Annotated in this window: 21 protein-coding genes and 1 riboswitch; of the genes, 1 reads left to right on the forward strand and 20 read right to left on the reverse strand. The window is 72.2% G+C overall.

The genetic code is table 11. The features are described 5' to 3' along the window. Positions 1 to 15: 15 nt before the first annotated feature. Positions 16 to 111: riboswitch (glycine riboswitch) on the reverse strand. Between the two features lie 119 nt (positions 112 to 230). The 9 genes from C8E84_RS02895 to clsA form a co-directional block, all read right to left on the reverse strand. Further along, positions 231 to 812 carry a MerR family transcriptional regulator gene (locus C8E84_RS02895; RefSeq protein ID WP_159899335.1) on the reverse strand — a complete coding sequence of 194 codons (582 nt, stop codon included), beginning with the start codon at positions 810 to 812 and terminating at the stop codon, positions 231 to 233. Positions 813 to 989: 177 nt separating this feature from the next. Further along, positions 990 to 1,481 (reverse strand): bifunctional nuclease family protein, encoded by a 492-nt coding sequence (locus tag C8E84_RS02900; RefSeq protein ID WP_159899337.1) that lies wholly within the window; start codon positions 1,479 to 1,481, stop codon positions 990 to 992. Positions 1,482 to 1,506: 25 nt separating this feature from the next. Next, positions 1,507 to 2,208 (reverse strand): transcriptional regulator FtsR, encoded by a 702-nt coding sequence (ftsR, locus tag C8E84_RS02905; RefSeq protein WP_159899339.1) that lies wholly within the window; start codon positions 2,206 to 2,208, stop codon positions 1,507 to 1,509. Between the two features lie 7 nt (positions 2,209 to 2,215). Further along, positions 2,216 to 2,677: an FHA domain-containing protein gene (locus tag C8E84_RS02910; protein ID WP_159899341.1), complete on the reverse strand. Its 462-nt coding sequence runs from the start codon at positions 2,675 to 2,677 to the stop codon at positions 2,216 to 2,218. A gap of 95 nt (positions 2,678 to 2,772) precedes the next feature. Next, entirely contained in the window at positions 2,773 to 3,159 is a 387-nt protein-coding gene (gcvH, locus tag C8E84_RS02915) for a glycine cleavage system protein GcvH (RefSeq protein WP_159899343.1), read from the reverse strand. Positions 3,160 to 3,193: 34 nt separating this feature from the next. Next, positions 3,194 to 4,009 carry a DUF881 domain-containing protein gene (locus C8E84_RS02920; RefSeq protein WP_159899345.1) on the reverse strand — a complete coding sequence of 272 codons (816 nt, stop codon included), beginning with the start codon at positions 4,007 to 4,009 and terminating at the stop codon, positions 3,194 to 3,196. Continuing rightward, a complete protein-coding gene (locus C8E84_RS02925; protein WP_159899347.1) occupies positions 4,006 to 4,338 on the reverse strand; it encodes a small basic family protein in 333 nt (110 codons plus the stop codon). The genes C8E84_RS02920 and C8E84_RS02925 overlap by 4 nt, the downstream gene beginning before the upstream one ends. Continuing rightward, a complete protein-coding gene (locus C8E84_RS02930; RefSeq protein ID WP_246196740.1) occupies positions 4,335 to 5,276 on the reverse strand; it encodes a DUF881 domain-containing protein in 942 nt (313 codons plus the stop codon). Before C8E84_RS02930 ends, C8E84_RS02925 begins: the two co-directional genes overlap by 4 nt. Next, entirely contained in the window at positions 5,273 to 5,869 is a 597-nt protein-coding gene (gene clsA / locus C8E84_RS02935; RefSeq protein ID WP_159899349.1) for a cardiolipin synthase ClsA, read from the reverse strand. The genes C8E84_RS02930 and clsA overlap by 4 nt, the downstream gene beginning before the upstream one ends. A 57-nt stretch (positions 5,870 to 5,926) precedes the next feature. Here clsA and C8E84_RS02940 point away from each other — a divergent pair, with 57 nt between their 5' ends. Further along, positions 5,927 to 7,078, forward strand: coding sequence for a MalY/PatB family protein (locus C8E84_RS02940; RefSeq protein ID WP_159899351.1), 1,152 nt, complete (start codon positions 5,927 to 5,929; stop codon positions 7,076 to 7,078). 45 nt (positions 7,079 to 7,123) lie between these two features. Here the strand turns inward: C8E84_RS02940 and C8E84_RS02945 are convergent, their stop codons facing one another. The 11 genes from C8E84_RS02945 to C8E84_RS02995 all read right to left on the reverse strand — a co-directional run bounded on the left by C8E84_RS02945 (position 7,124) and on the right by C8E84_RS02995 (position 20,187). Then, a complete protein-coding gene (locus C8E84_RS02945; RefSeq protein ID WP_159899353.1) occupies positions 7,124 to 7,879 on the reverse strand; it encodes a double zinc ribbon and FHA domain-containing protein in 756 nt (251 codons plus the stop codon). Next, a complete protein-coding gene (locus C8E84_RS02950) occupies positions 7,876 to 9,153 on the reverse strand; it encodes a vWA domain-containing protein (protein WP_159899355.1) in 1,278 nt (425 codons plus the stop codon). Before C8E84_RS02950 ends, C8E84_RS02945 begins: the two co-directional genes overlap by 4 nt. After that, entirely contained in the window at positions 9,134 to 10,294 is a 1,161-nt protein-coding gene (locus C8E84_RS02955) for a PP2C family protein-serine/threonine phosphatase (protein WP_211675356.1), read from the reverse strand. The genes C8E84_RS02950 and C8E84_RS02955 overlap by 20 nt, the downstream gene beginning before the upstream one ends. Then, positions 10,291 to 12,549 carry a serine/threonine-protein kinase gene (locus C8E84_RS02960; protein WP_159899359.1) on the reverse strand — a complete coding sequence of 753 codons (2,259 nt, stop codon included), beginning with the start codon at positions 12,547 to 12,549 and terminating at the stop codon, positions 10,291 to 10,293. The genes C8E84_RS02955 and C8E84_RS02960 overlap by 4 nt, the downstream gene beginning before the upstream one ends. After that, positions 12,546 to 13,739 carry a hypothetical protein gene (locus tag C8E84_RS02965; RefSeq protein ID WP_159899361.1) on the reverse strand — a complete coding sequence of 398 codons (1,194 nt, stop codon included), beginning with the start codon at positions 13,737 to 13,739 and terminating at the stop codon, positions 12,546 to 12,548. Before C8E84_RS02965 ends, C8E84_RS02960 begins: the two co-directional genes overlap by 4 nt. Next, the gene (locus C8E84_RS02970; protein WP_246196741.1) at positions 13,736 to 14,860 is read right to left on the reverse strand and encodes a glutamate ABC transporter substrate-binding protein; all 1,125 of its coding nucleotides are present in this window, start codon (positions 14,858 to 14,860) and stop codon (positions 13,736 to 13,738) included. Before C8E84_RS02970 ends, C8E84_RS02965 begins: the two co-directional genes overlap by 4 nt. Further along, positions 14,857 to 16,248, reverse strand: a complete 1,392-nt coding sequence (locus tag C8E84_RS02975) for a hypothetical protein (RefSeq protein ID WP_159899363.1) — start codon at positions 16,246 to 16,248, stop codon at positions 14,857 to 14,859. The genes C8E84_RS02970 and C8E84_RS02975 overlap by 4 nt, the downstream gene beginning before the upstream one ends. Continuing rightward, positions 16,245 to 17,816 carry an AAA family ATPase gene (locus tag C8E84_RS02980; protein ID WP_159899365.1) on the reverse strand — a complete coding sequence of 524 codons (1,572 nt, stop codon included), beginning with the start codon at positions 17,814 to 17,816 and terminating at the stop codon, positions 16,245 to 16,247. Before C8E84_RS02980 ends, C8E84_RS02975 begins: the two co-directional genes overlap by 4 nt. Continuing rightward, positions 17,813 to 18,445, reverse strand: a complete 633-nt coding sequence (locus tag C8E84_RS02985) for a hypothetical protein (RefSeq protein WP_246196742.1) — start codon at positions 18,443 to 18,445, stop codon at positions 17,813 to 17,815. The genes C8E84_RS02980 and C8E84_RS02985 overlap by 4 nt, the downstream gene beginning before the upstream one ends. A 25-nt stretch (positions 18,446 to 18,470) precedes the next feature. Beyond that, positions 18,471 to 19,700, reverse strand: coding sequence for a toxic anion resistance protein (locus C8E84_RS02990; RefSeq protein WP_159899367.1), 1,230 nt, complete (start codon positions 19,698 to 19,700; stop codon positions 18,471 to 18,473). A 79-nt stretch (positions 19,701 to 19,779) separates the two neighbouring features. After that, on the reverse strand, positions 19,780 to 20,187 hold the full coding sequence (locus tag C8E84_RS02995) for a DUF6855 family protein (protein WP_159899369.1): 408 nt from the start codon (positions 20,185 to 20,187) through the stop codon (positions 19,780 to 19,782). Positions 20,188 to 20,219: the final 32 nt, after the last annotated feature.

Here is a 20,219-nt window from a genome sequence, read left to right on the forward strand (position 1 = left end):
GAGCTCCAGAGGTGCCTGTCCCGTGTGGTCCCTTGCGCCTGAGAGGTTCCGGGGAGGTTTGCCCCTTCGGCGCCCCGTCAACAGCGACGAGGACTCTCCCACACGGTGTGAGCGGCACGGTCAACGTACCACCGCGACACCCTTCGCACCCTTGGTGCAGGACGCGCTGTCGAGCGAGGTGTCACACGGCACGCCGGGCCAGGGACGCGGACGGAACGTCGGCGCGTGCGTCAGGCCAGGCGCTGGGCGCGGCGGGCGCCGAGCTCGTCGCCCGGTCGGGGTGCGGCGTCGACGTCGTGCTCGGCCCGCTCACTGGGCAGGCTGGCGAGCTCACCCTCGACCTCACGCCAGACCTTGCCGACCGCGATGCCGAAGACTCCCTGGCCGCCCTGGAGCAGGTCGATGACCTCGTCGTCGGAGGTGCACTCGTAGACCGACGCCCCGTCGCTCATCAGGGTGATCTGCGCGAGGTCGTCGACACCGCGGGAGCGAAGCACGCTGATGGCGATCCGGATCTGCTGCAACGAGACCCCGGTGTCGAGCAGCCGCTTGACGATCTTGAGCACGAGGATGTCGCGGAAGCCGTAGAGGCGCTGGGTCCCCGACCCGCCCGCGGCTCGAACCGAGGGCTCCAGCAGACCGGTGCGGGCCCAGTAGTCGAGCTGGCGGTAGGTGATGCCGGCTGCCCGGCACGCGGTGGGCCCGCGGTAACCGATCTCGTCGTCGAGCTCGGGGAGGTCGTCGGCGAACAGCACGCCCTGTGCAGGGACGGGACTGGTCCCGGACTCTCGCGCTTCTCCTGTGGAGACCACGCCTTACCTCCTCGACTCGTCTTCGCAGACGACTGTACGCGCCGGAATGACATCAGTGTCACCCCTGCAGTCACGGATGTGACAGATGTGACGGTAGGGGCAGGTGTGACTCAGGTCAACGACCACTGCCCGAGCACGCTCCCCGGGCGTGTCGCGAGCAGGGTCGCGACGCTCGGCTCAGCTCTCGCCCTCGGTGTCGAAGTCGTCAGCCGAGACGTGGTCGAGGAAGGCCTTGAACTTCTCCACCTCGTCGTCCTCGGTCTGGGTCATCTCGATGCCCGCCTCGTCGAGGAGTTCCTCCTCGGCGACGATCTCGGCGCCAGCACGCAGCGCCAGGGCGATCGCGTCCGAGGACCGCGACTCGATGTCGGTGCCACCAGCCTGGGCGCCACCGTCGAGGTCGAGCACGGCGTGGAAGACCCCGTCCTTGAGCGCCACGATGCGCACCCGCGTCAGGGTGTGACCGAGTTCGTCGATGACGTTGCGCAGCAGGTCGTGAGTGAGCGGACGCGGCGGAACGACCCCCTGTTGGGCGTAGGCGATCGCGGTCGCCTCCGCGGCACCGATCCAGATCGGCAGGTAGCGGTCGCCGTCACGCTCTCGCAGGAGCACGATCGGCTGGTTGGTGGGCATCTCCACACGGACTCCGAGCACGTCCAAGACCTTCACCCTGCCACCGTACCCCGACCGACGATCAGTGGCCCTCGGCCAGACCGCCGCGCACCAGGGCCGCGTGCAACCTCAGGCACAGGTGGGCGACCTCGGCAGCGCTGTACGTGGCGTCCTGCCCTCGCCGCGCACCGACGACCTGCTCGACCAGCCCGACCTCACGATCGGCAGCCGCCCGAAAGCCGCGCAGGTGACGAGGCTCGACCCCGTACCCGGCAAGGCCCGCGGCCGCATGGGCGACGGCCAGGTCCGCCTCGTCGTGCAGGCCGTCGGAGCCGGGCCGCAACAGGCCGTGGGTCACGAGGTCGGCCACGGCAGACGGCGCCAGCCCGGTGGCCTCGGCGAGCTCCGCAGGGGTGAGGCGCAGCGTCGCGCGGACAGCGAGTTCCGAGGCCTGCGGGACGTCCGGATCGGGAGGCAGGTCCGGCGCCGCAGGTCGACCGCCGTGCCCCGTGGCAAGGGTCAGGCCGCGGTCCAACGCATCCAGGTTGTCCTTGATGACGCGCAGCGGCCAGAACCGGTCACGCTGCGCCCGAAGGACGTAGCGCAACCGCTCCACGTCGCCGTCGGTGAACTTGCGGTAGCCGGATGCCGTGCGCGACGGCGTGACCAGACCCTCGGCCTCGAGGAAGCGGACCTTCGAGATCGTGACGTCGGGAAACTCGTCCGCCAACGCCCGAACCACCGCCCCGACCGTGAGGAGGCGCGTGGGCGCCGACTCGGCCACGGGTGGGTCAGGCCTGGCTCGCGTAGAAGACGAGGCGGAACTTGCCGATCTGGACCTCGTCACCCGTGGTCAGGGTGGCCGCCTCGACGAGCTCGCGGTTGACGTAGGTGCCGTTGAGCGAGCCCACGTCGCGCACGACGAACCCCTCCGGGGTGCGCCGGAAGATCGCGTGACGACGGGAGACGGTGACGTCGTCGAGGAAGATGTCGCTGTCGGGGTGACGGCCGGACACGACCTCGTCGTCGTCGAGGAGGAACCGGGCCCCGGTGTTGGGCCCGCGCAGCACGACGAGCAGGGCCGTCCCGGGGCGCAGCGCCTCGACCGTTGCGAGATCGGCCTTCGTGAGGACGTGCTCGCTCTCGTGGACCGGCTCCTCGACGCGTGTGCTCGTCTCGGCCTGTACCGCGGCCAGACGCATCGTCGTCGACTCGGGCACGGGGCCTCGGCCCCCCACCGGCTCGTCACTCATGGACCATCCAGCCTCTCGTCGTCGTGAGTCCTTGCAGAGTGTCACACCCTAGATCAGGGTGTGACCAATACCCACCCCAGGGGCGGGCCATCTCGTCAGGACAGCTGTGCGGTGTACGTCTCGACGTCCATCAGGGCGTCGAGCGCAGCGGGGTCGCTGGGCCGCAGCTCGTACATCCAGCCGTCGCCGTAGGGGTCGGAGTTGACCAGTTCCGGGGTGGCGTCGAGCAAGTCGTTCACAGCGGTGATCTCCCCGGAGACCGGGGCGTAGAGGTCGCTCACGGACTTCGTGGACTCCACCTCGCCGCACGTGCCACCGGCGGACACGGTGTCGCCGACCGCGGGCAGGCTCACGTAGACGACGTCTCCGAGCGCCTCCTGCGCGAAGGAGGTGATGCCGACCCGCAGGGTGTCACCGGTGCTGCTGACCCACTCGTGCTCAGCGGTGTAGCGCAGTCCGGCGGGGTACTCGAGGTCGCTCATGACTCTCCTAGGTGTGGCCCGCGAGCGGGTGTGATCAGGGGGTGGTGGTCGGTACGGGCCGAGCGTACTGAGGCGGGACGAGGGTGAGCAACGCATCGACCGCCACCTCGTCACGGATCTCGGTCTGGGTCTTGCCCTCGGCGCGGCGCACGGTGGCGGTCACGCCCCCGGGGATCTCCATCGCGCCGGCCAGCGTGTTGGCATCCCCGATCGCGCGGATCGTGTACGGAGGGGACACGACCTCACCGGAGACGACCAGCTCGCCGTCGCGCTCGGAGATCCACGTGTTCGCCACGACGCGCTCGTCCCCGATCTGGATGGCCTCGGCGCCGGCGGCCCGCAACTCCTGGACGGTGTCCAGGATGATGGGCGCCGCGACGCCGCCGTCGACTCCGGTGATCGTGAGCACGATGCCGGGGCCCTTGGCCGGGGCGGTGCCGGCGAGGATGCCGAGGGCGTCGAGGCGCGCCCGGGCAGCACGCTGGGCCTCCTCGCCGTTCGTGGACTGGCTCTGAAGCAGCTCCAGCGAGTTCTCCAGGCCCCGGATCTCGTCGGCGAGGCGGTCGCCGTCCTGGTCGACCCCGGCGAAGATGCGCACCAGTTCGTCCTCGCGCAGGTTCTCCAGCCCCTGGATGGAGGTCTGGCGCACCTGGGCGACGATCGCGAACCCCAGTGCCGCGGCCAGCACCATCGCGAGGACGTTGGCGCGGGTCGCACGGGGTGAGCCGGCCCGCAGGAGCCGGCGCCAGGCCCGAGGCGGATTCGCCGCAGGACGCCCCCCGGACTCAGCCGGGCGTCCCCCGGACTCAGCCGGGCGCCCCCCGGGCTCGCCTGATGACTGCTCGCTCATGCGTCGAAGAGGTGACGGCGGATCGACGCCACGTTGGAGAAGATGCGCACCCCGAGGACGACGACGACGCCGGTGGACAGCTGGGCCCCGACGCCGAGCTTGTCACCCAGGAAGACGATGAAGGCCGCCACGACCACGTTGGAGAGGAAGGAGACGACGAACACCTTGTCGTCGAAGATCCCGTCCAGGATCGCCCGCACGGCACCGAACACCGCGTCCAACGCCGCGATGACGGCGATCGGCAGGTAGGGCTGCAGCCAGACCGGCACCGCGGGCTGCAGGAGCAGGCCGATGAGGATGCCGAGGGCCAGACCGATGGCTGGGATCACGACGAGCTCCTCTCGGGGGTTGCGGTGGACGACGCGGCCTCTCCAGTATCCCCCGTGCTCGCGTAGCGCAGGTTCAGACCCACCGCGGCGGGTACGGACAGCTCCTTCGACACGGTGGTGTCCACCCGCACGCCGAAGCTGCCCCGCAGGGTCGACAGGTAGCTGCCCCCCTCGCCATCGGCGAAGTCCGCGGGAAAGCGGGCGGGATCACCGAGGGCGGTGATGACGTAGGGCCGGTTCAGGGGGCGGTTGTCGACGATCAGGGCCGACCCGGCGAAGCGGATGGCCGACAGGGAGGTGAGACGGTTGCCGTTGATGCTGACGGCCTCGGCCCCGGCCTGCCAGAGGGCGTTGACCACGAAACGCAGGTCCTTGGCGTAGACGCGGCCCTGTTCGGCCTCCGGGCTGTTGGGGTCGGCCTCGTCCGCGCTCGACCCGGGCGCGTCGTCCATGGTGATGGTGAAGCCGGGGCCCTGCAACTCGACGGCGCCGACGGTGGCTGCGAGTTCCCGGCTGCGCTCGAGGTCACCCACGGCCCCGAATTGCTGGGCCTCGAGGTCGGCGACCTCCGTCTGCAACTGCGTGGCCCGCGCGGTCAGCTCGTCGACCTCGGCGCGGCGGTCCTCGATCCGGGCGATGAGGTCCTTGCGGGCCTGGGCACGCGGGGAGTCCGACGCGGTGAGGTTGGAGGCGGCCACTCCCACCATCAGGCCGAGCAGGACCATGGCGATGATGAGGCGCGGGGCGCGCAGCGACGCCGCACGCGGCATCCCCGCTGCCTCCCGGCGATCGGCGGCAGCGGCGTACCCGGGGTCGAGCGGTCGCTGGAGCATCGTCGTGAGCAGGCTCATCGACTCGTCGGGCGCTCGCGTGCGCTGGTTCGGCGGTGGCGGCTCGGGCGGAGACGCGGGCGTGGTGTCGGTGGGCGGCACGCTCACGCCGCGTCCACCCGCCGGACCTGCAGCAGGGCGCGCAGCTGCAGGGCGTAGAGGATGCCGGCGACCCAGTACAACGCCGTTCCCCACCACGCGAACGCCCAACCGACCGGTTCCGCGATGCGCGACAGCGTGCCGTCGCCGTCGGCGAGGAGCAGCAGCGGGAAGGCGTAGAGGAGGTTGAACGTCGCTGCCTTGCCGGCGAAGTGCACCGGGAGCCCCACCCACCCGTGTCGCTTGGCGATCAGCACGACGACCGCCATGAAGGCCTCGCGGGCGAAGAGCACCGCCACGAGCCACCACGGGATGATCTCGCGCCAGGCCAGTCCGAGCAGGGTCGACACGATGTAGAGACGGTCGGCGATCGGGTCGAGCAGCTGACCGACACGCGAGACCAGTCCGTAGGTTCGAGCGATCTTGCCGTCGAGGTAGTCGGTGAGCCCCGAGGCCATGAGCAGCACGACGGCCAGCCCGTCACGCTCGGAGAGGATGGCCCAGAGGAAGACCGGGACCCCGACCAGCCGAAGCGCCGAGAGCGCGTTCGGCACGGTGAGCACCCGATCGCTCACCTGCTCATCGGGCCCGCCCGTCGCCATGGGCGCAACTGTATGTCGTGCGGGGGTGCTGCGCCGCACCCCCCATAGGGTGTCGTCATGTCTGCCCCCCTCCTGCGTGGCCTCGAGTCCGATCACCGCCGTGACCGCACGAGCGTGAAGTGGGTGGCCTACCCGCCGGACGTGCTGCCGCTCTGGGTGGCCGAGATGGACGCCGCACCGTGCCCCGCGGTCGTCGACGCAGTGACCGCGGCCATGCGTCGTGGCGACACCGGGTACGGCTGGGGCCCGCGCTATGCCGAGGCGGTGGCCCGCTTCGCCGACGCGACGTGGGGCTGGCAGGTCGACACCGACGCCTCGATGATCGTGCCCGACGTCATGATCGGTGCCAGCGAGCTGCTGCGCCTGCTGACCGACGAGGGCGGGCCCGTCGTCCTGTCCTCCCCCACGTACAACGCCTTCTACGGGTTCCTCGACGCCATCGGCCGGCGCACCGTCGACGCACCGCTCACCGCTGACGGACGCCTCGACCCCGACGCCCTACGCACGGCGTTCCGGGAGGCGACCGCGCGCGGCGAGCGGGCGGCATACCTGCTGTGCAACCCCCAGAACCCCACCGGGACCGTCCACACCCGCGACGAGCTCACGACCCTGGCCGCGCTGGCCGACGAGTTCGGGGTGCGGGTCGTCGCCGACGAGATCCACGCCCCGATCGTCTTCCCCGGTGGCGCCGCGTTCACCCCGTTCCTCACCGTGCCGGGCGGTGAACGAGGCTTCTCGGTCTTCTCGCCGTCCAAGGGCTGGAACCTCGCCGGGCTGAAGTCGGCCCTCGTCCTGGCGGGGGCGCAGGCAGCCGACGACATGGCCCGCCTGCACGAGGTGCACACCCACGGCTCGTCCCACATCGGGGCGATCGCCCACGTCGCCGCCCTGGACGACGGCAGGCAGTGGTTGGCCCAGCTGGTCAGCGAGCTCGACGCCAACCGCACGCTCCTGGCCCGGCTCCTCGCCGAGCACCTGCCCGCGATCCGCTGGCAGGCCCCGGACGCGACCTACCTCGCGTGGCTGGACTGCGGCGACCTCGGGCTCGGCGACGACCCGTCGTCGGTGTTCCTCCGGCAAGGCCGGGTCGCCCTCGGGTCCGGGCCGCAGTACGGCCCGCAGACCGGACGGGGGTTCGTCCGGCTCAACCTCGCGACGTCGCCGGAGATCATCGAGGACTCCGTGCACCGGATGGCCGCGGCGCTCTGAACCCTGTCTCGGCGCTCTGGGCCCCGTTGCTGCCCCTGAGCCCGGCTACTGCTCCTCGGGGGTCGCGCGCCGCACGACGAGTCGCGTCCAGGCCCCGACGTACACCCGGTCGTCCTCGGAGAACTCGTGGCGCGTGCCGGGAGCGATGGGGTCGACGGGCAGCGGCCCGCTGGCAGGCCCGACGTACGTGCCGTTGGAGGACTGGAGGTCCTCGACCCACCAGCGCTGACCGTCGGTGGTCAGCTGGGCCTGTCGGCGACTGACGCCCGGGTCGCCGGTGAGGTCGACCTCGGGGTGGATGTTGCGGCTGGTGGACGGGCGCCCGACGAGCACGCTCTTCGCGCGCAGGAGCACCGTGCTCGGCAGCCCCGGCGACGGACAGGGGTCGCTGCTGCCCTGGGAGCTGTACCAGTCGGGGTCGACCCAGACCTCGACGACCCACTCGGCCCCGATGGGCTGGGCCAGCGGTGTCGGTGCCGAGGCGCTCGCGCCAGCGTCCGCAGTCGCCTGCCCCTCGGCCTCGACCGCACCTTCGCCCACCGGCTGCGTCGAGCGGGGCATGGTGCCGGTGGTGAAGTCGTAGCCGCAGGCCTCGCAGAACAGGGCCGAGGCGGCCTTGTCCGCACCGCAGCTGGGGCACGTCTCGGGCTCGGCCTCGGGGGTGGATGCCGTGGCGCCCCCGTCCGGGGTCGCGGCACCGCCCGCTGCCGCTCCGTTCTGCGAGATCGGGGCGCCGCAGGTGTCGCAGTAGTCCGAGGCCTGGGAGTCGTGGCCGTTGGGGCAGACGGCGGGGGTGCTCACTTCTTCACCCGCGTCGTCTTCGTGGACGCCGTGTCCAGGGCCATCTCGTCGAGCTTGTCGACGCTGCGCTTGAGCCGGACGGTCCCGGTGTCGGCGTCCTCGATCTCGACGATCTTGCGCAGCCTCGTCGTGGCCTCCTCGTTGCCGGTCTCGGCCGCGAGCTGGACCGCCCGGCCGAGCTTGGCCGTCGCGGTGTCGCTGTCCCCCGCAGCCTTGGCCGCCAGCCCGTCCTGGATCACCTCGGCCAGCTCGGCCTGCCCGGTGTAGTGCGCGACGGCGGGGTCGATGCGGGTGGTGAGCGTGTCGTCGTTGGACCACAGGGCCTTCACGAGGCCCTGGGCGAGCACCTCGTCACCGATGGCGACCTGCACGCGGGCTGCCAGCTGCTCCTGCCCGACGACCTTGGCCGCCAGGCGGACCGCCACGTGGTAGTCGCGGGACTCATCTCCCCACGCGCCGGTCGGGTAGGCACCGGTGAGGGGGTTGACGTCCTGACGGCGGGCGGTGAGGTCCTCGACGGTCGGGGCGACCTGACGCACGAACAGCACCTGCGCACCCTGGGGCGCCCACACCCGAAGGGCCGCCTCGGCGACGCCGCGCCCCATCGCGGCGCGCATGATGCCCTCGAAGTCGGCGGCCATGTCCTCCGGGCGGGCGATGAGGTCGACCGTTCCCATCAGGGCGGTGGCGATGCGGCGCACCTCGGCGACCTCCCACGCGGCGCCCACCCCGCGGCAGTCGGCCTGGAACTGTCCGCGGGCGCCCTCGATCGCCGCCGAGAGCTGCTCGGGGGTCTCGTGCTGGTTGATGCCGTCGGTGAGCAGGATCGCGTGTCGCTGCACCGCCGACGGGACGCTGGCAAGTACCCGGGTGGCCAGGGTCAGCCAGGTGCCCATGGCCGTCCCGCCGTCGGCGGCGAACCCGGCGACGGCCGCCTTGGCCTGCGCACGGGTCTGGTCTTCCATGCGCACCATGCCGAGTTCCCGGCCGTACGGGTAGGCCAGCCTGGCCTCGTGGCTGCCCGCGATCACCGCGAACCAGACCCCGTCGTTGATCTGGTCCAGGGCGGCGGCCGCCGCGGTGCGCGCCGCCGCGATGTTCTCGCCGTCCATCGACCCCGAGGTGTCGACGATGACGAGCTCGGCGGCGTCGCCGGCGCCGGCCTGGCCCACCGCCCCCGCGCCGGAGCAGGTGACGGTGACGATGGCGTGCACGTCCGTGCCCCCGTCGGGCAGGAACTCGTTCTGGTAGACGTCAGCGGAGAACGTTGGCATCTGCGGAGACTTCCTCTCGGTGGGCCGCGGGCGGGGTGCCCGTCGCGGTGGGGGTCGGGTCGATGCGGGCCAGCGCCACGGTGATGTTGTCGCGCCCACCCTGGGCGTTCGCCCACTGCACGAGTGCCGCCGCGAGCGGCAGTGGCTCGTCACCCACGCTCGCCCTCGTCGCGCTGACCAGCTGCGCGAGGTCGGCCGGAGCGGAGCAGTAGTTCCACAGGCCGTCGGAGCAGACGAGCACCCAGCCCGCAGCGTCGAGGTCGAGGGAGACGGTGCGTGGGGTGTGGTCGGGTGCGTCGCTGCCGAGCCACCTCGTGATGGCGTGGGCATGCGGGCCGTTCTCGGCGACCTCCCGGTCGGCGCCTGCCGCGATCTGGTCGGCCGCGAACGAGTCGTCCGTCGTCAGCAGGGCGGCGTCACCGACGTCAGGGACCCAGTAGGCCCGGCTGTCGCCGACCCAACCCACGACGAGCACCGGGCCGTCGACGACTCCTGCGACGAACGTGCAGGATGCCGGGTTGCCGGGCCCCGGGGCCGTGTTGGCGATGACCGCGGTGTTCGCGGCGTCGGCGGCGAGGGACAGGGCCCGCGCCGTCGCGGCGACCCCACTGGCGGGGGTGCCCAAGCCGCGCGGCTGGGAGTGCTGGAGCACGTCGCGGGCGGCCCGGGCCGCGGCCAGGCTCGCGACGTCGGAGTCGGTCGAGCTCGACACGCCGTCGCACACGACGAGCACGGCCCGCTCCCCCGGCGACGACGACGCCGCCAGGGCCACGGCATCCTCGTTGCGATGGTGGCGGATCCCGCGGTCGCACACGGCGGCGACCCACGCCGCGGGCTGCTCCGTGAAGTGGTCGCGCGGCTTGACGGCCGCGGTGCCGCACTCGGTGCAGTAGCCGTCGTCGGCGACCGCTCCACCGCAGGAGTGGCACGCGGGCACTGCTCCCGCTGCCGCGGCCGGCGTCGCCGCCGTCGGCACCTCCCCCAGTGGCTCGACCAGCGGTGCCGCCGCAGGTGCGTCAGGGGCCGCAGGTGAGCCAGGGGCCGCAGCAGTGCCCAGATCGGCACCACAGCCCTCGCAGAACCGCTCGCCCGCGCTCACGTGGCTGCCACACGACGGGCAGGGGGTCGCCTCATCGGTCATCGCAGGGTCCACCGCCGCACGCCGTTGGCCCGATCGACGAGCGCCACCTTCGTGTCCCGGTCGTCGGTGATCGCGGCGAGTTCGCGCAGGGCCGACTCGAGGCCGTCGCGCAGCGCCGGCTCGGATGCCGGATGCCCACCGAGGCGGATCGTGGAGTCCCCGCCCCCGCCCTGGACCAGCTCCAGGGCCTCGGAGAACACCTCGACCCGAAAGCGTGACCGGTCCGTCGGGTCGATGGTGAGGTTGTCGATGCTGTCGAGCGCCTGGGCCAGGGAGGGCAGGCCGCCGCCGGACGAGGCCAGCAGGCCGGCCCGGCGCCGTCGAGCCCGGGTGAACGCCCTGCTCGTGCCGGGGACGAGGTCGAGGGCGCGCACGGCTCCTGCGACGTCACCGCGCGCGGCGCGGATGCGCGCCAGGCCGAAGGCCGCGGGAGCGATGTAGTTGGCGTCGGTTCGGGCACACACGGTGTAGAGCGACTCGGCGACATCGGCCTCTCCCCCGCTCTCGCAGGCGAAGGCCAGCGCCAGTTTCGGAGCCAGCTCACCGGGGACCTGCCCGTAGACGGCGTTGAAGGCGCTCTGCGCCTGCGTGGTGTCACCTCGGGCCAGCGCGAGCAGACCCGACATCCACACCGCCCGCCAGTCCCACGGATCGTTGGCCAGCAGGGTCTGAACGGCATCGTCCACGCGCGCACCCTGGGCTGCCTCGAGGCCGGCCCTGGCCCGGGCCAGCAGCACCTCCGCGCTGATCTCGGGGGCTCCCTGGAGCGCCTCGAGCCGCTGGAGCGGGTCGTCGATGCTGACCGTGCGCAGCCACGACAGCTGCGGGTCGCCCTCATCAGGTCGCAGACCGGGCAGGTCCTGCCAGTTCAGGGAGTCATCGGCCACGGTGGGGACGTCGAAGAGCAACGACGACGTCGAGTGCTCGGCCGCACCACGGCGGTGCTGCGCCACCACCTCGCGCAGCACACCGAGCAGCTGCACGCGCAGCTCGTCGGCAGAGGCGAAGCGGTCGGCCGGGTCCGGGGCACAGGCCTTGAGCAGCAGGCGGTAGAAGGAGTCGTACTCCTGGAACAACGGGGTGTCGGCGAGCGGCGGCAGGCTGCTCACGTAGGTGCTCTGGTAGCCCCGGAACTCCATCGCGAGCACGACGAGGGTGCGGCCGATGGTGTAGATGTCCGAGGCCACCGACGGCCCGACCTCCGCGACCTCGGGGGCCTGGTAGCCGACGGTGCCGTAGATCGCGGAGTCCGCGTCGTCGATCCGCCGGACCCCACCGAGGTCGATCAGGCGCACGGCGTCACCCACCTGGATGACGTTGTCCGGCTTGAAGTCGCAGTAGACGAGGTCGAGGTCGTGCAGGTAGGAGAACGCGGGGAGCACCTCGAGCACGAAGGCGATCGCCTGGTCGACGGGCAGCGGGTTGTAGGCCCCACCCGCCTCCTTCATCCGCGCCTTGAGCAACTGCTTGAGCGAGGTCCCGCCGACGTACTCCATGACGATGTAGCCGGCACCCTCGTGGGTGACGAAGTTGTAGATCTCGACGATGAGCGGGTGCTCGACCTGCGCGAGGAACTGCCGCTCGGCGATGGCCGCGGCAAGGGCATCGGGGTCACCCGAGTTGAGCAGGCCCTTGAGGACGACCCACCGGTCGGAGACGTTGCGGTCGCGGGCGGCGTAGATCCAGCCCAGGCCACCGTGGGCGATCGCCCCGGCGACGACGTACTGACCGCCGACGACGTCGCCGGGCTTGAGCTTCGGGGTGAAGGAGAAGGGGTTGCGGCACGTGGGGCAGAACCCCTCGGTGCGACCGGGCTGCCCGTCGCGGGAGCGACCCACCGGTGACCCGCACGAGGGGCAGGTGCGCCGGTCCTCGGGGACCATCGGGTTCTCGAGCACGGCCTTGGCCGCGTCGACTGCGGCGACCGGGGGGATCGTCGTCAGTCCTGCGCCGAGACGGGCCCCGCGCAGGCGGGTCGACGAGGTCCCGACCCTGCGGGTGACCGAACTGCCGCCGGCCCCGGCGCGCGCGGAGCCCAGGGCGGTGGACGCGAGGCGGTTCGATGCGCGCGACACCGTGGACGGGCTGTGGGCCACCCCGGCCGGTGCCGTGGCGGTGGATGCCGCGCCGGCTGGTGGGGCGTTCGAGGTGGGTGCGGCACTCGAGGTGGGTGCGGCAGGCGAGCCGCAGACGTCGCAGTAGCCGTCCAGGATCGAGCCCGTGCAGCCGGGCTCGGCGCAGGCCGTCGTGCTCATCGGTGTCCTCCCCGTGTCTGGTGGATTGATCCGCCGCCCGTGGTCGGCAGCGCCCCCAGGTAAGCCTGGTAGGCCGCCATGAGGGCCCGTGCCCGGACCAGGTCGGCGGGCGAGGCGTCCACGGTCTCCCGCACTCGCCCAGCGAGCTCGTCGAGGTCCGCCAGGAGCGCCGTTCCCGACCCGCCCGCGGCCAGGGTGGCCTTGGCGGCGTACGCCTCGAGGCGGCCACGCAGTTCGTCCCGCTCCGCGAGGGCCGAGGCGTACGCGTCCTGGGCGATGGTCAGGGCGCGCCCGACGGCATCCAACCGCACGAGGTAGGCGTCGACGGCATCCGGGTCGGTGGGCACTGGGCCCAGGGCCGAGACGTCGGGCACGGCAAACCTCGGCGCCGGCACGACCTGTGCGACACACCGCGCCTCGAGCGCGCGGACCGCGGCCCCCCGCGCCTCGAGCTCTGCTCGAAGGGCACGGGCGCGGGCCTCGTCGTGGGCGTCGGCCCGCCGGGTGGACGCACCGACGATGAGGTCACGTTCGGCGCGTGCGCACTCCTGCTCGAGGGGGCCGAGCAGGCCCCCGACGTCAGCACCGCGCTGGGCGCGGGCCGCCACGTCGGAGAGCCTGGTGTCGAGGCGCTCGAGGGTGGCGCTCGCGGACTGCCGACCGATGGCGCTCTCGCGCTCGACGAGGTCGCGAACCCGTTCGACCGAGGCCCGCAGCGACCGCAGCCGCGCCTGGGTGTCGGCCTCGGAGGCGTCGAGGCCGAGCCTGGCGCGCAGGGACGCGGCAAGGGCGTCGCTGAGACGGCAGGCCTCGGGGAGGGAGACCGCCAGGGCTCCCCCGGCGGAGACCGGCCCCCCGGCGGTCGTGGTGTCGAGTCGCCCCCAGATGAGGGTGGACAACCGCTCGAGCTCGGTCGGGCCGACGCGGCCCGAGTCCCACGTCGCCACGAGGAGGTCGTGCCGGTCTGCCACGGCCTTCCACAGCGCCATCGACAGCAGCAGGTCACCCGTGTGCGCAGACCCGTCGCTCGCGGCGAGGGCAGCCTCGTCGATGTGGTCGAGCTCGCGCTTGCGCTCCTCGCGCCAGGTGCCGAGGGCGCTGAGGTACTCCAGCGCGTCCTGCGCCTGCAGCGGCCGCCCGAGTCGACCGGGCGCCCGGGGTGCGGTGGCCTTCCTCGCCACGGAGATCACGGGTTCCGCCCGTAGACGGGGGCCGGTGGCTTGGGGGCCGGGCCGAGGGCCTCGGCGAGCCACGTGGTGTAGCTGGCCTTCCAGCGGCCGTCGGCCTTCATGTCGGCGAGCACCCCGTTGACGAACCGCACGAAGTCGACGTTCTCCTGGTTGACCCCCAGCCCGTAGGGCTCGGCGGTGAAGGCCGCCCCCTGGACGACCTCGACGAAGGGGTCCTGTGCGGCCAGGCCGGCGAGCACCGTGTCGTCGCCGGTGATGGCGTCGACCGCCCCCTGCTGGAAGAGCACGAGGCACCCGGTGTGCGTGCTCGCGCCGACCGCCTCGACCCCCTCGAAGGTGCGCAGCTTGTCCATGCTCGTCGACCCGTTCGGAGCACAGACCTTCTTGCCGACGAGGTCGCGGATGCCGGTGATCTCACCTCCGCTGTCGGTGCGCTCCCCGAGCCGGACCATGACCTTCTGGCCGGAACGGTAGTACTCGGTGGAGAAGGCGATGTCCTTCCACCGGGCGCAGGTGATCGTCATGTTGCGGGCGACGATGTCGACGCTGCCGTCCTGGAGCGCGGGCAGCCGCTGCGCCGCGGTGATCACGCGCAGCTCGACCTTGTCCGGGCTGCCGAAGATCGCCTGTGACACCGCGCGGATCATGTCGATGTCGAAGCCCTCGATGCGGCCGTTGATCGGGTTGCGCGCGGCCAGCGTCAGCGTGTCGGCCGAGACACCGGCGATGAGGCGGCCACGCTGCTGGATCTCGCGCATCGTCGAGCCGGCGGGCATCGCACCCGGTGCAGGCATGGGTTTGAGCGGTTCGTAGGAGGCCAGGCAGTTGGCCGTGACGACGTCGGTGCCCGTCGGCGCTGGCGACGGGCTGGCCGACGGCGACGGCGTGGCCGAGGGGCTGGCCGTGGGTGACGGGGTGTACAGGGGGGTCGGGTCGTAGGCCCCTGCGCTGGAGCAGGCAGCCGCGAGCGTCACAGCGGCGACGAGGGCGAGGGCGGCGCCCGCCCTGGACGTCTCCCTGGACATCGCCGTCGCCGTCACCCTGGAGGTCGTTGCGAAGGTCGCCGTGGCGGTGGCCCTGACGGCGGCGCTGCTGCGACCGGCTCGCGTCTCGCGGCTCATCGGTACTCCTCCAGTCGCTGCGAGACTCCCCACCAGGACAACCCTGCCGCCAGCAACCCCACGAGCACGCTCAGGATCCCACCGATGGGCAGCCAGCCCCCGGTGTCGGCGAGGGAGGAGGCGGTGCGGTCCGCGACGTCGCTCAGCACCTGGGCGGAGTCCTCGTCGAAGGCCGCGAAGGTCGTGTTCCCGGTGCCGGCACCGGTGCCGGTTGCCAGGTCCACGGCGCCGTCCCAGTCACCGGAGTCGTCCAGGGCCCGGATCTCCTCGTGGGCGGCGACGTAGTCGGCCCACAGCTGCTCGTCCAGGCCGGTGGCGACGAGGTTGGCCTCAAGCGTGGCGAACTGCGTCGTCACCGCCTCGGACGACGCCGCCCAGGCCTCCTGGAAGGCTGCCCCCGACCCACGAGCGATCAGGGTGAGGCTCTCGTTGGCCTTGGCGTCGAAGGCGGCCGTGCGCGCGGCGGCGACAGCGCGGGTGGCGGCGTACTCGCCGTCGCGAGTGGTGTCGACATCGGCCTTGACCCCGAGGAGCCCGGCGGCCCCGCCCACGAGCGTGACCAGCACGACGAGGGCCGCACCGGCCAGCGGCACGTTGACGTACCTGTGGGAGTGCCGAGCGATCCAGGTGAGGGCTGCGCCGAGTGCCGCGAGGGCCAGCAGGCCGGGGACCATCAGCCACCACAGGGCCTGGCCTGCTCGGTTGAACTCCAGCGCCACGCGCTCGTCGTTGGCCTGCGCGAGGTTGCTGAGCAGGGGCAGTGCCTGCGCCCGCAGGTCCGCGCTGGCCGAGCGAAGGTACTGCGCGCCGATCGGCAACCCCTGACGGTTGTTGGCCCGAGCGATCTCGATCTGACCTGCGTACGCCACGAGCTCGGCGTTGAGGGCGGCCAGCGCGGCGCCGTCGGCGGGCTGGTTCTGTGCGGCCTCGGCGATGAGGGCGGATGCCGTGGCGATCGCCGTCGTGTATGCCTCGCGTTGGCTGGCCGGCTCGAGGCCGCCGACGAGGAAGGCATTCGTGGCGACGGCGTCGGCCTGCACGACGTTGGTCTGGATCGCCTGGATCCGCACCACCTGGTCGGCGTTCGCCGCGGCCCGATCGACGGCGCCCGACGCCGAGCGGAAGGCCTGCGCAGCGCCGAGCCCGAACACCAGGGCCGCGACGACCCCGAGCACCCCTAGTGCACGCAGCCGGCCGGGCGTGCCGGCCAGCAGCCCCGTCAGCGCGCTGCGGGCTGCACCGGACGGTGCCGGGGCCCCTGCCGGTGGCGCAGGCGGGGCGGGCGTTGCGGCCGGTCGGCCTGCCGGGGCCGCAGTGGCGGCGGCCGCCGCAGCACTGGGGGTCGGGGGCGGTGGCGGGGTGGCCATCGCTGACGTGGGGGTCGTCACGGGGTGCCTCCAGATGACGTGGGCTCGTGTGACGCAGGGAGGTCGGGGTCGGCTCCGTCGACGGCCAGGTCCTCCGACGACGGGGGTGCGCTGGCGTCCGCGGGCATGTCGTCCGGTGCTGTGTCGTCCTGTGGCTCGGTGTCGAAGTCCTTGGCGACGAGTTGCCGCAACTGTTCCAGGGTCGGGTTGTCGACCTTCCGCAGCCGCCACGCGTGGTGACCGATCGCCGCCTCGAGGGCGTTGCGCGAGAACCGGCCGTTGCCGAAGCCGTCCCCCCGAGGGGTGCGGGCCAGCACCTCCCGGAAGCGCTCGACGGCCTCGGGGAGCACTTCGTAGTCCGCACCCTTGGCCACGTGCAGCAGGATCGCGACGAGCTCGTCGTCGGTGTAGTCCTCGAACTCGATGGTCGTGCGGAAGCGGCTGGCCAGACCGGGGTTGGCACCGATGAAGGTCTCCATCGGCGCCGGGTATCCCGCCACGATGACGACGAGGTCGTCTCGGCGGTCCTCCATCTCCTTGACGAGCGTGTCGACGGCCTCGCGCCCGTACTGGTCGCCACTGGGGCCGCTGCTCGTCAGGCTGTAGGCCTCGTCGATGAAGAGCACTCCCCCGGCCGCGGAGGCGACGACCTCGGCCGTCTTGGTCGCCGTCTGCCCGAGGTAGCCGGCGACGAGTTCCGAGCGGTCGACCTCGACGAGGTGGCCCTCGGAGAGCAGCTCGAGCGCCTGGTAGATGCCTCCGACAAGACGGGCGACGGTGGTCTTCCCGGTGCCGGGGTTGCCGGTGAACACCAGGTGGCGCGTCATCGTCGGCGCCTTGAGACCGGCATCCACCCGAAGCTTCTCGACCCGCAGCACCGCCACCTGGCGGTGGATCTCGCGCTTGACCCGCTCGAGGCCGATGAGGCCGTCGAGCTCGGCGAGCAGCTCCTCGAGGCTGCGGGCGGGTTCCGGCGCCTCCTCGACCGGCTCCGGCGCAGCGGGATCGACCTGCGGCTGCCCCGCGGGCGCGGGTGCCTCACCCCCCGGCACCGACGTCTCCCACGCCGCGACGGCCGGGTTCGGCCACGTCGCAGGCCGCAAAGGGATGTGCTCCGGTACCAACCCGGGATGCGTACGGGTGACCGCACCGAGCTGGGCGGCGGCGGCGACCGACGCGTTGCCGATGACGCGCATCGTCGGTTCACCGAGACCACAGGCTGCGGACGCGACCCGCGCCAGAGCCTGCGCGTAGTCACCCGCGGACGAGGACGCCTGCGCGACGAGGCCGCTCAGGATCGCCGTCGGCGACTCCCGCCAGCGGCGGCCCATGCTCGCCGCGTCGAAGAAGGCCTGGGTCGCCGAGGCACCGGATGCCGTACCGCCGGATGCCGTGACACCGGCTGCCGCGGCCCAGTCACCGGCCGCGCCCGGCGCGGACTCCGCAACGGCTGCGGCGAGCTGGAGGGCTTCACGACGCGCCGCCGCCACGTCGAGGCCGGCGCTGGAAGCCAGCGCCGCGACGGCATCCACCGCCTCCTCGAGCGTCGGGGTGGCCTTCGGGTCGGTGTGGTTCTGGGCCGGGGTCATGCCGCCCCGGACCCGGACGGTGGCTGGAGGCGCTGCGGCCCGGCTGGCCCGTCCTCCGGCGACGAGGGCGGTGACGGGATGGCAGGCGGCGACAAGGGCGCGGAGCCGGCGGGGCCACCGACGTCGAGGGAGCCTCCGTTGCTCGCCGAGCCGAACTTCTCGGCGAGGAAGCGGCCGTGGGCGACGAGGGCGTCTGCGTCCTCACGGCAGACGGCATCGAAGACCTGGTCCATCGTCGCCGCCAGGAGGTCGAGCTGGTCGACGAGCACCATGAGCGATGACTTGCCGTTGTCGACGGGGCGGTTGTCCGCGAAGTGGCGTGGCAGGCGAAGGTACCCCCCGATCGCCTCGGGCAGGTAGTTCGTCGCGGTGGCCATCACCGTGTAGGCCCGAGGGCTGCCGGCGCCCAGGCGTGACAGCCGCGGGATGGTGTCGCGCACGACGCGGTCGATGCGGCGGACCCTCGAGGCGACCGGGCCGGGTACCGCCCCGTCGGAGACCATCTCGGCGACCCGGTCCAGGGACGCGAGGAGGTCCTCGCTCGTGGGCACGGAGGGCACCACGAGCCGACCGCTCGCGGAGCCCTGCTCGTCGCGACCGAAGAGACGGCCGAGGAAACCACCCGACATGTGCTCACTATGCCCGAGCGCGGGTTCAGCGTGCGCCGCCGCCCGGTTCGCCGAGATCCAGGGAGCCGTGCACGAGCGGGTCGTGCTGGCGCTGGACCCGCTCGAGGTAGGCCTGCGACTTGGTGACCTCGGTCTCCAGGGTGCCGATGGTCGCCGCCATGGTGTCCAGGGCCTGCACCTTGAAGGCGTCGATCGCGTCCATCGTCGCGTAGATGTTGGCGAAGGCGGCCTGGAGCTGCGGAAGGCCCACCGTCGCGGATGCGGCCTGCTGCTGGATCTGCACCGAGTTTTCACGCAGCATCTCGCTCGTGCGCTGGATCATCCCGCTCGTCGTCGTGTTGAGCGCCGTGATCTGGTCGAGCACGAGCTTCTGGTTGCCCAGCGCCTGCGCCACGATGACGGCGGTCCGCAGCGCCGAGACCGTGGTGGTCGAGGCCCGGTCCACGCCCTTGATGAGCTCGATGTTGTTCTTGATGACGATGTCGATGGCCAGGTAGTTCTGGATCGACACGGCCAGCTGGGTGAGCAGGTCCTGGTGCTTCTGGCGGACGTAGAAGAGCACGTCGTCGCGCAGCGCCCGAGCCTTGTCCGGGTCGGTGGCCTCGAGCTCGGCGACGCTGGCGGCGAGGCGCGCGTCGAGTCGCTCGGCGACGTAGACGTACTGGTTGAGCCGCCCCATGGCCTTCCACAGCTGCTGCTTCTCGAGGTTGAGCGCGGCGTTGTCCTTGGCGAGCTCGTCCTGGCCGTCGCGCAGCGCGTGCAGGATGCCGTCGAGGTGGCTCTGGGCGGACTGGTACTTGCGGAAGTAGTCGGTGACCTTGTCGCCGAAGGGCAGCATGCCGAGCAGCTTCTTGGTGCCGGTCGCCTCCTTGGGGTCGAGGTCCTCGACGGTGCGGCGCAGCTCGAGCAGAGTGGCCCCGACCTTCGAGCCCTGCGACAGCCCACCCTCCTGGAGTGCCTTCACCGGGGACTTCAGCAGCCGGTTGGAGGTCTCGGCGGCGGCGCGGATGTCGGTGTCGCCCATGGTGCGCACGTCGGTGGCCTTGGCCGCGAACTCCGGCGACCGAGGTGCGGCCTGCAGCAGCGTCTGGAGGTAGTCGTCGACCTTGGCGTCCAGGCCCGGAAGCGCGGCGGCCTCGACGGCCGGAGCCATCTTCGGGGCGGCCGTGGCGGCGACCACGGCCGGCGGCTCGGGTGCCGTCAGCGTGAGGGTGGCCTCCGGAGGCGCGAGCGGCTGCGGCGTTGCGTCGGACATCGTGGTCCTTCTTCCTGGGTCTGCTTCACCTGCACGGTCCGCCTCCCCGTGGGCGGAGCGCCAATGTACCTCCCCCCGCTCAGATCGCGCGGATGCGGTTGTTGCGGGCGTCGTGGGTGAGCTCAGCCATGCCCAGCGCCTCGAGCAGCGGCGGAAGGTACATGCCGAACCGGCCGCGATACCCCTTGCGCAGGCCGTACCAGCCTCCGACCGGGTTGTCCGCGGCCCGGCCCCAGGCTTCGACCGTCCCCGGCGCGGGCTCCTTCTTCTCGTCCGCCGCCCCGAGGTCGACCCAGTCGCCCTGCTGGACCAGCCACCCGTGCAGGTCCTCGATCGCGCTGAGGTGGTAGCGCAGGGTGGTCGAACCGACCTGGCAGACAAGTGCGGGCGGGTCGGCCTCGCGGTCGGCGTGCATCGTGTACCGCGACGAGCCGGGGGCCGTGGTCAGGTGCCAGGGGTCGGATGCCGTGCCGGTGCCTTCGGCCATTTCGGTGCCTCCTCGCTGGTCTGGCGATCGCG

Origin of the sequence: Ornithinibacter aureus (assembly GCF_009858245.1) — a bacterium.
In the GTDB taxonomy this organism is placed as follows: Bacteria; Actinomycetota; Actinomycetes; order Actinomycetales; family Dermatophilaceae; genus Fodinibacter; species Fodinibacter aureus.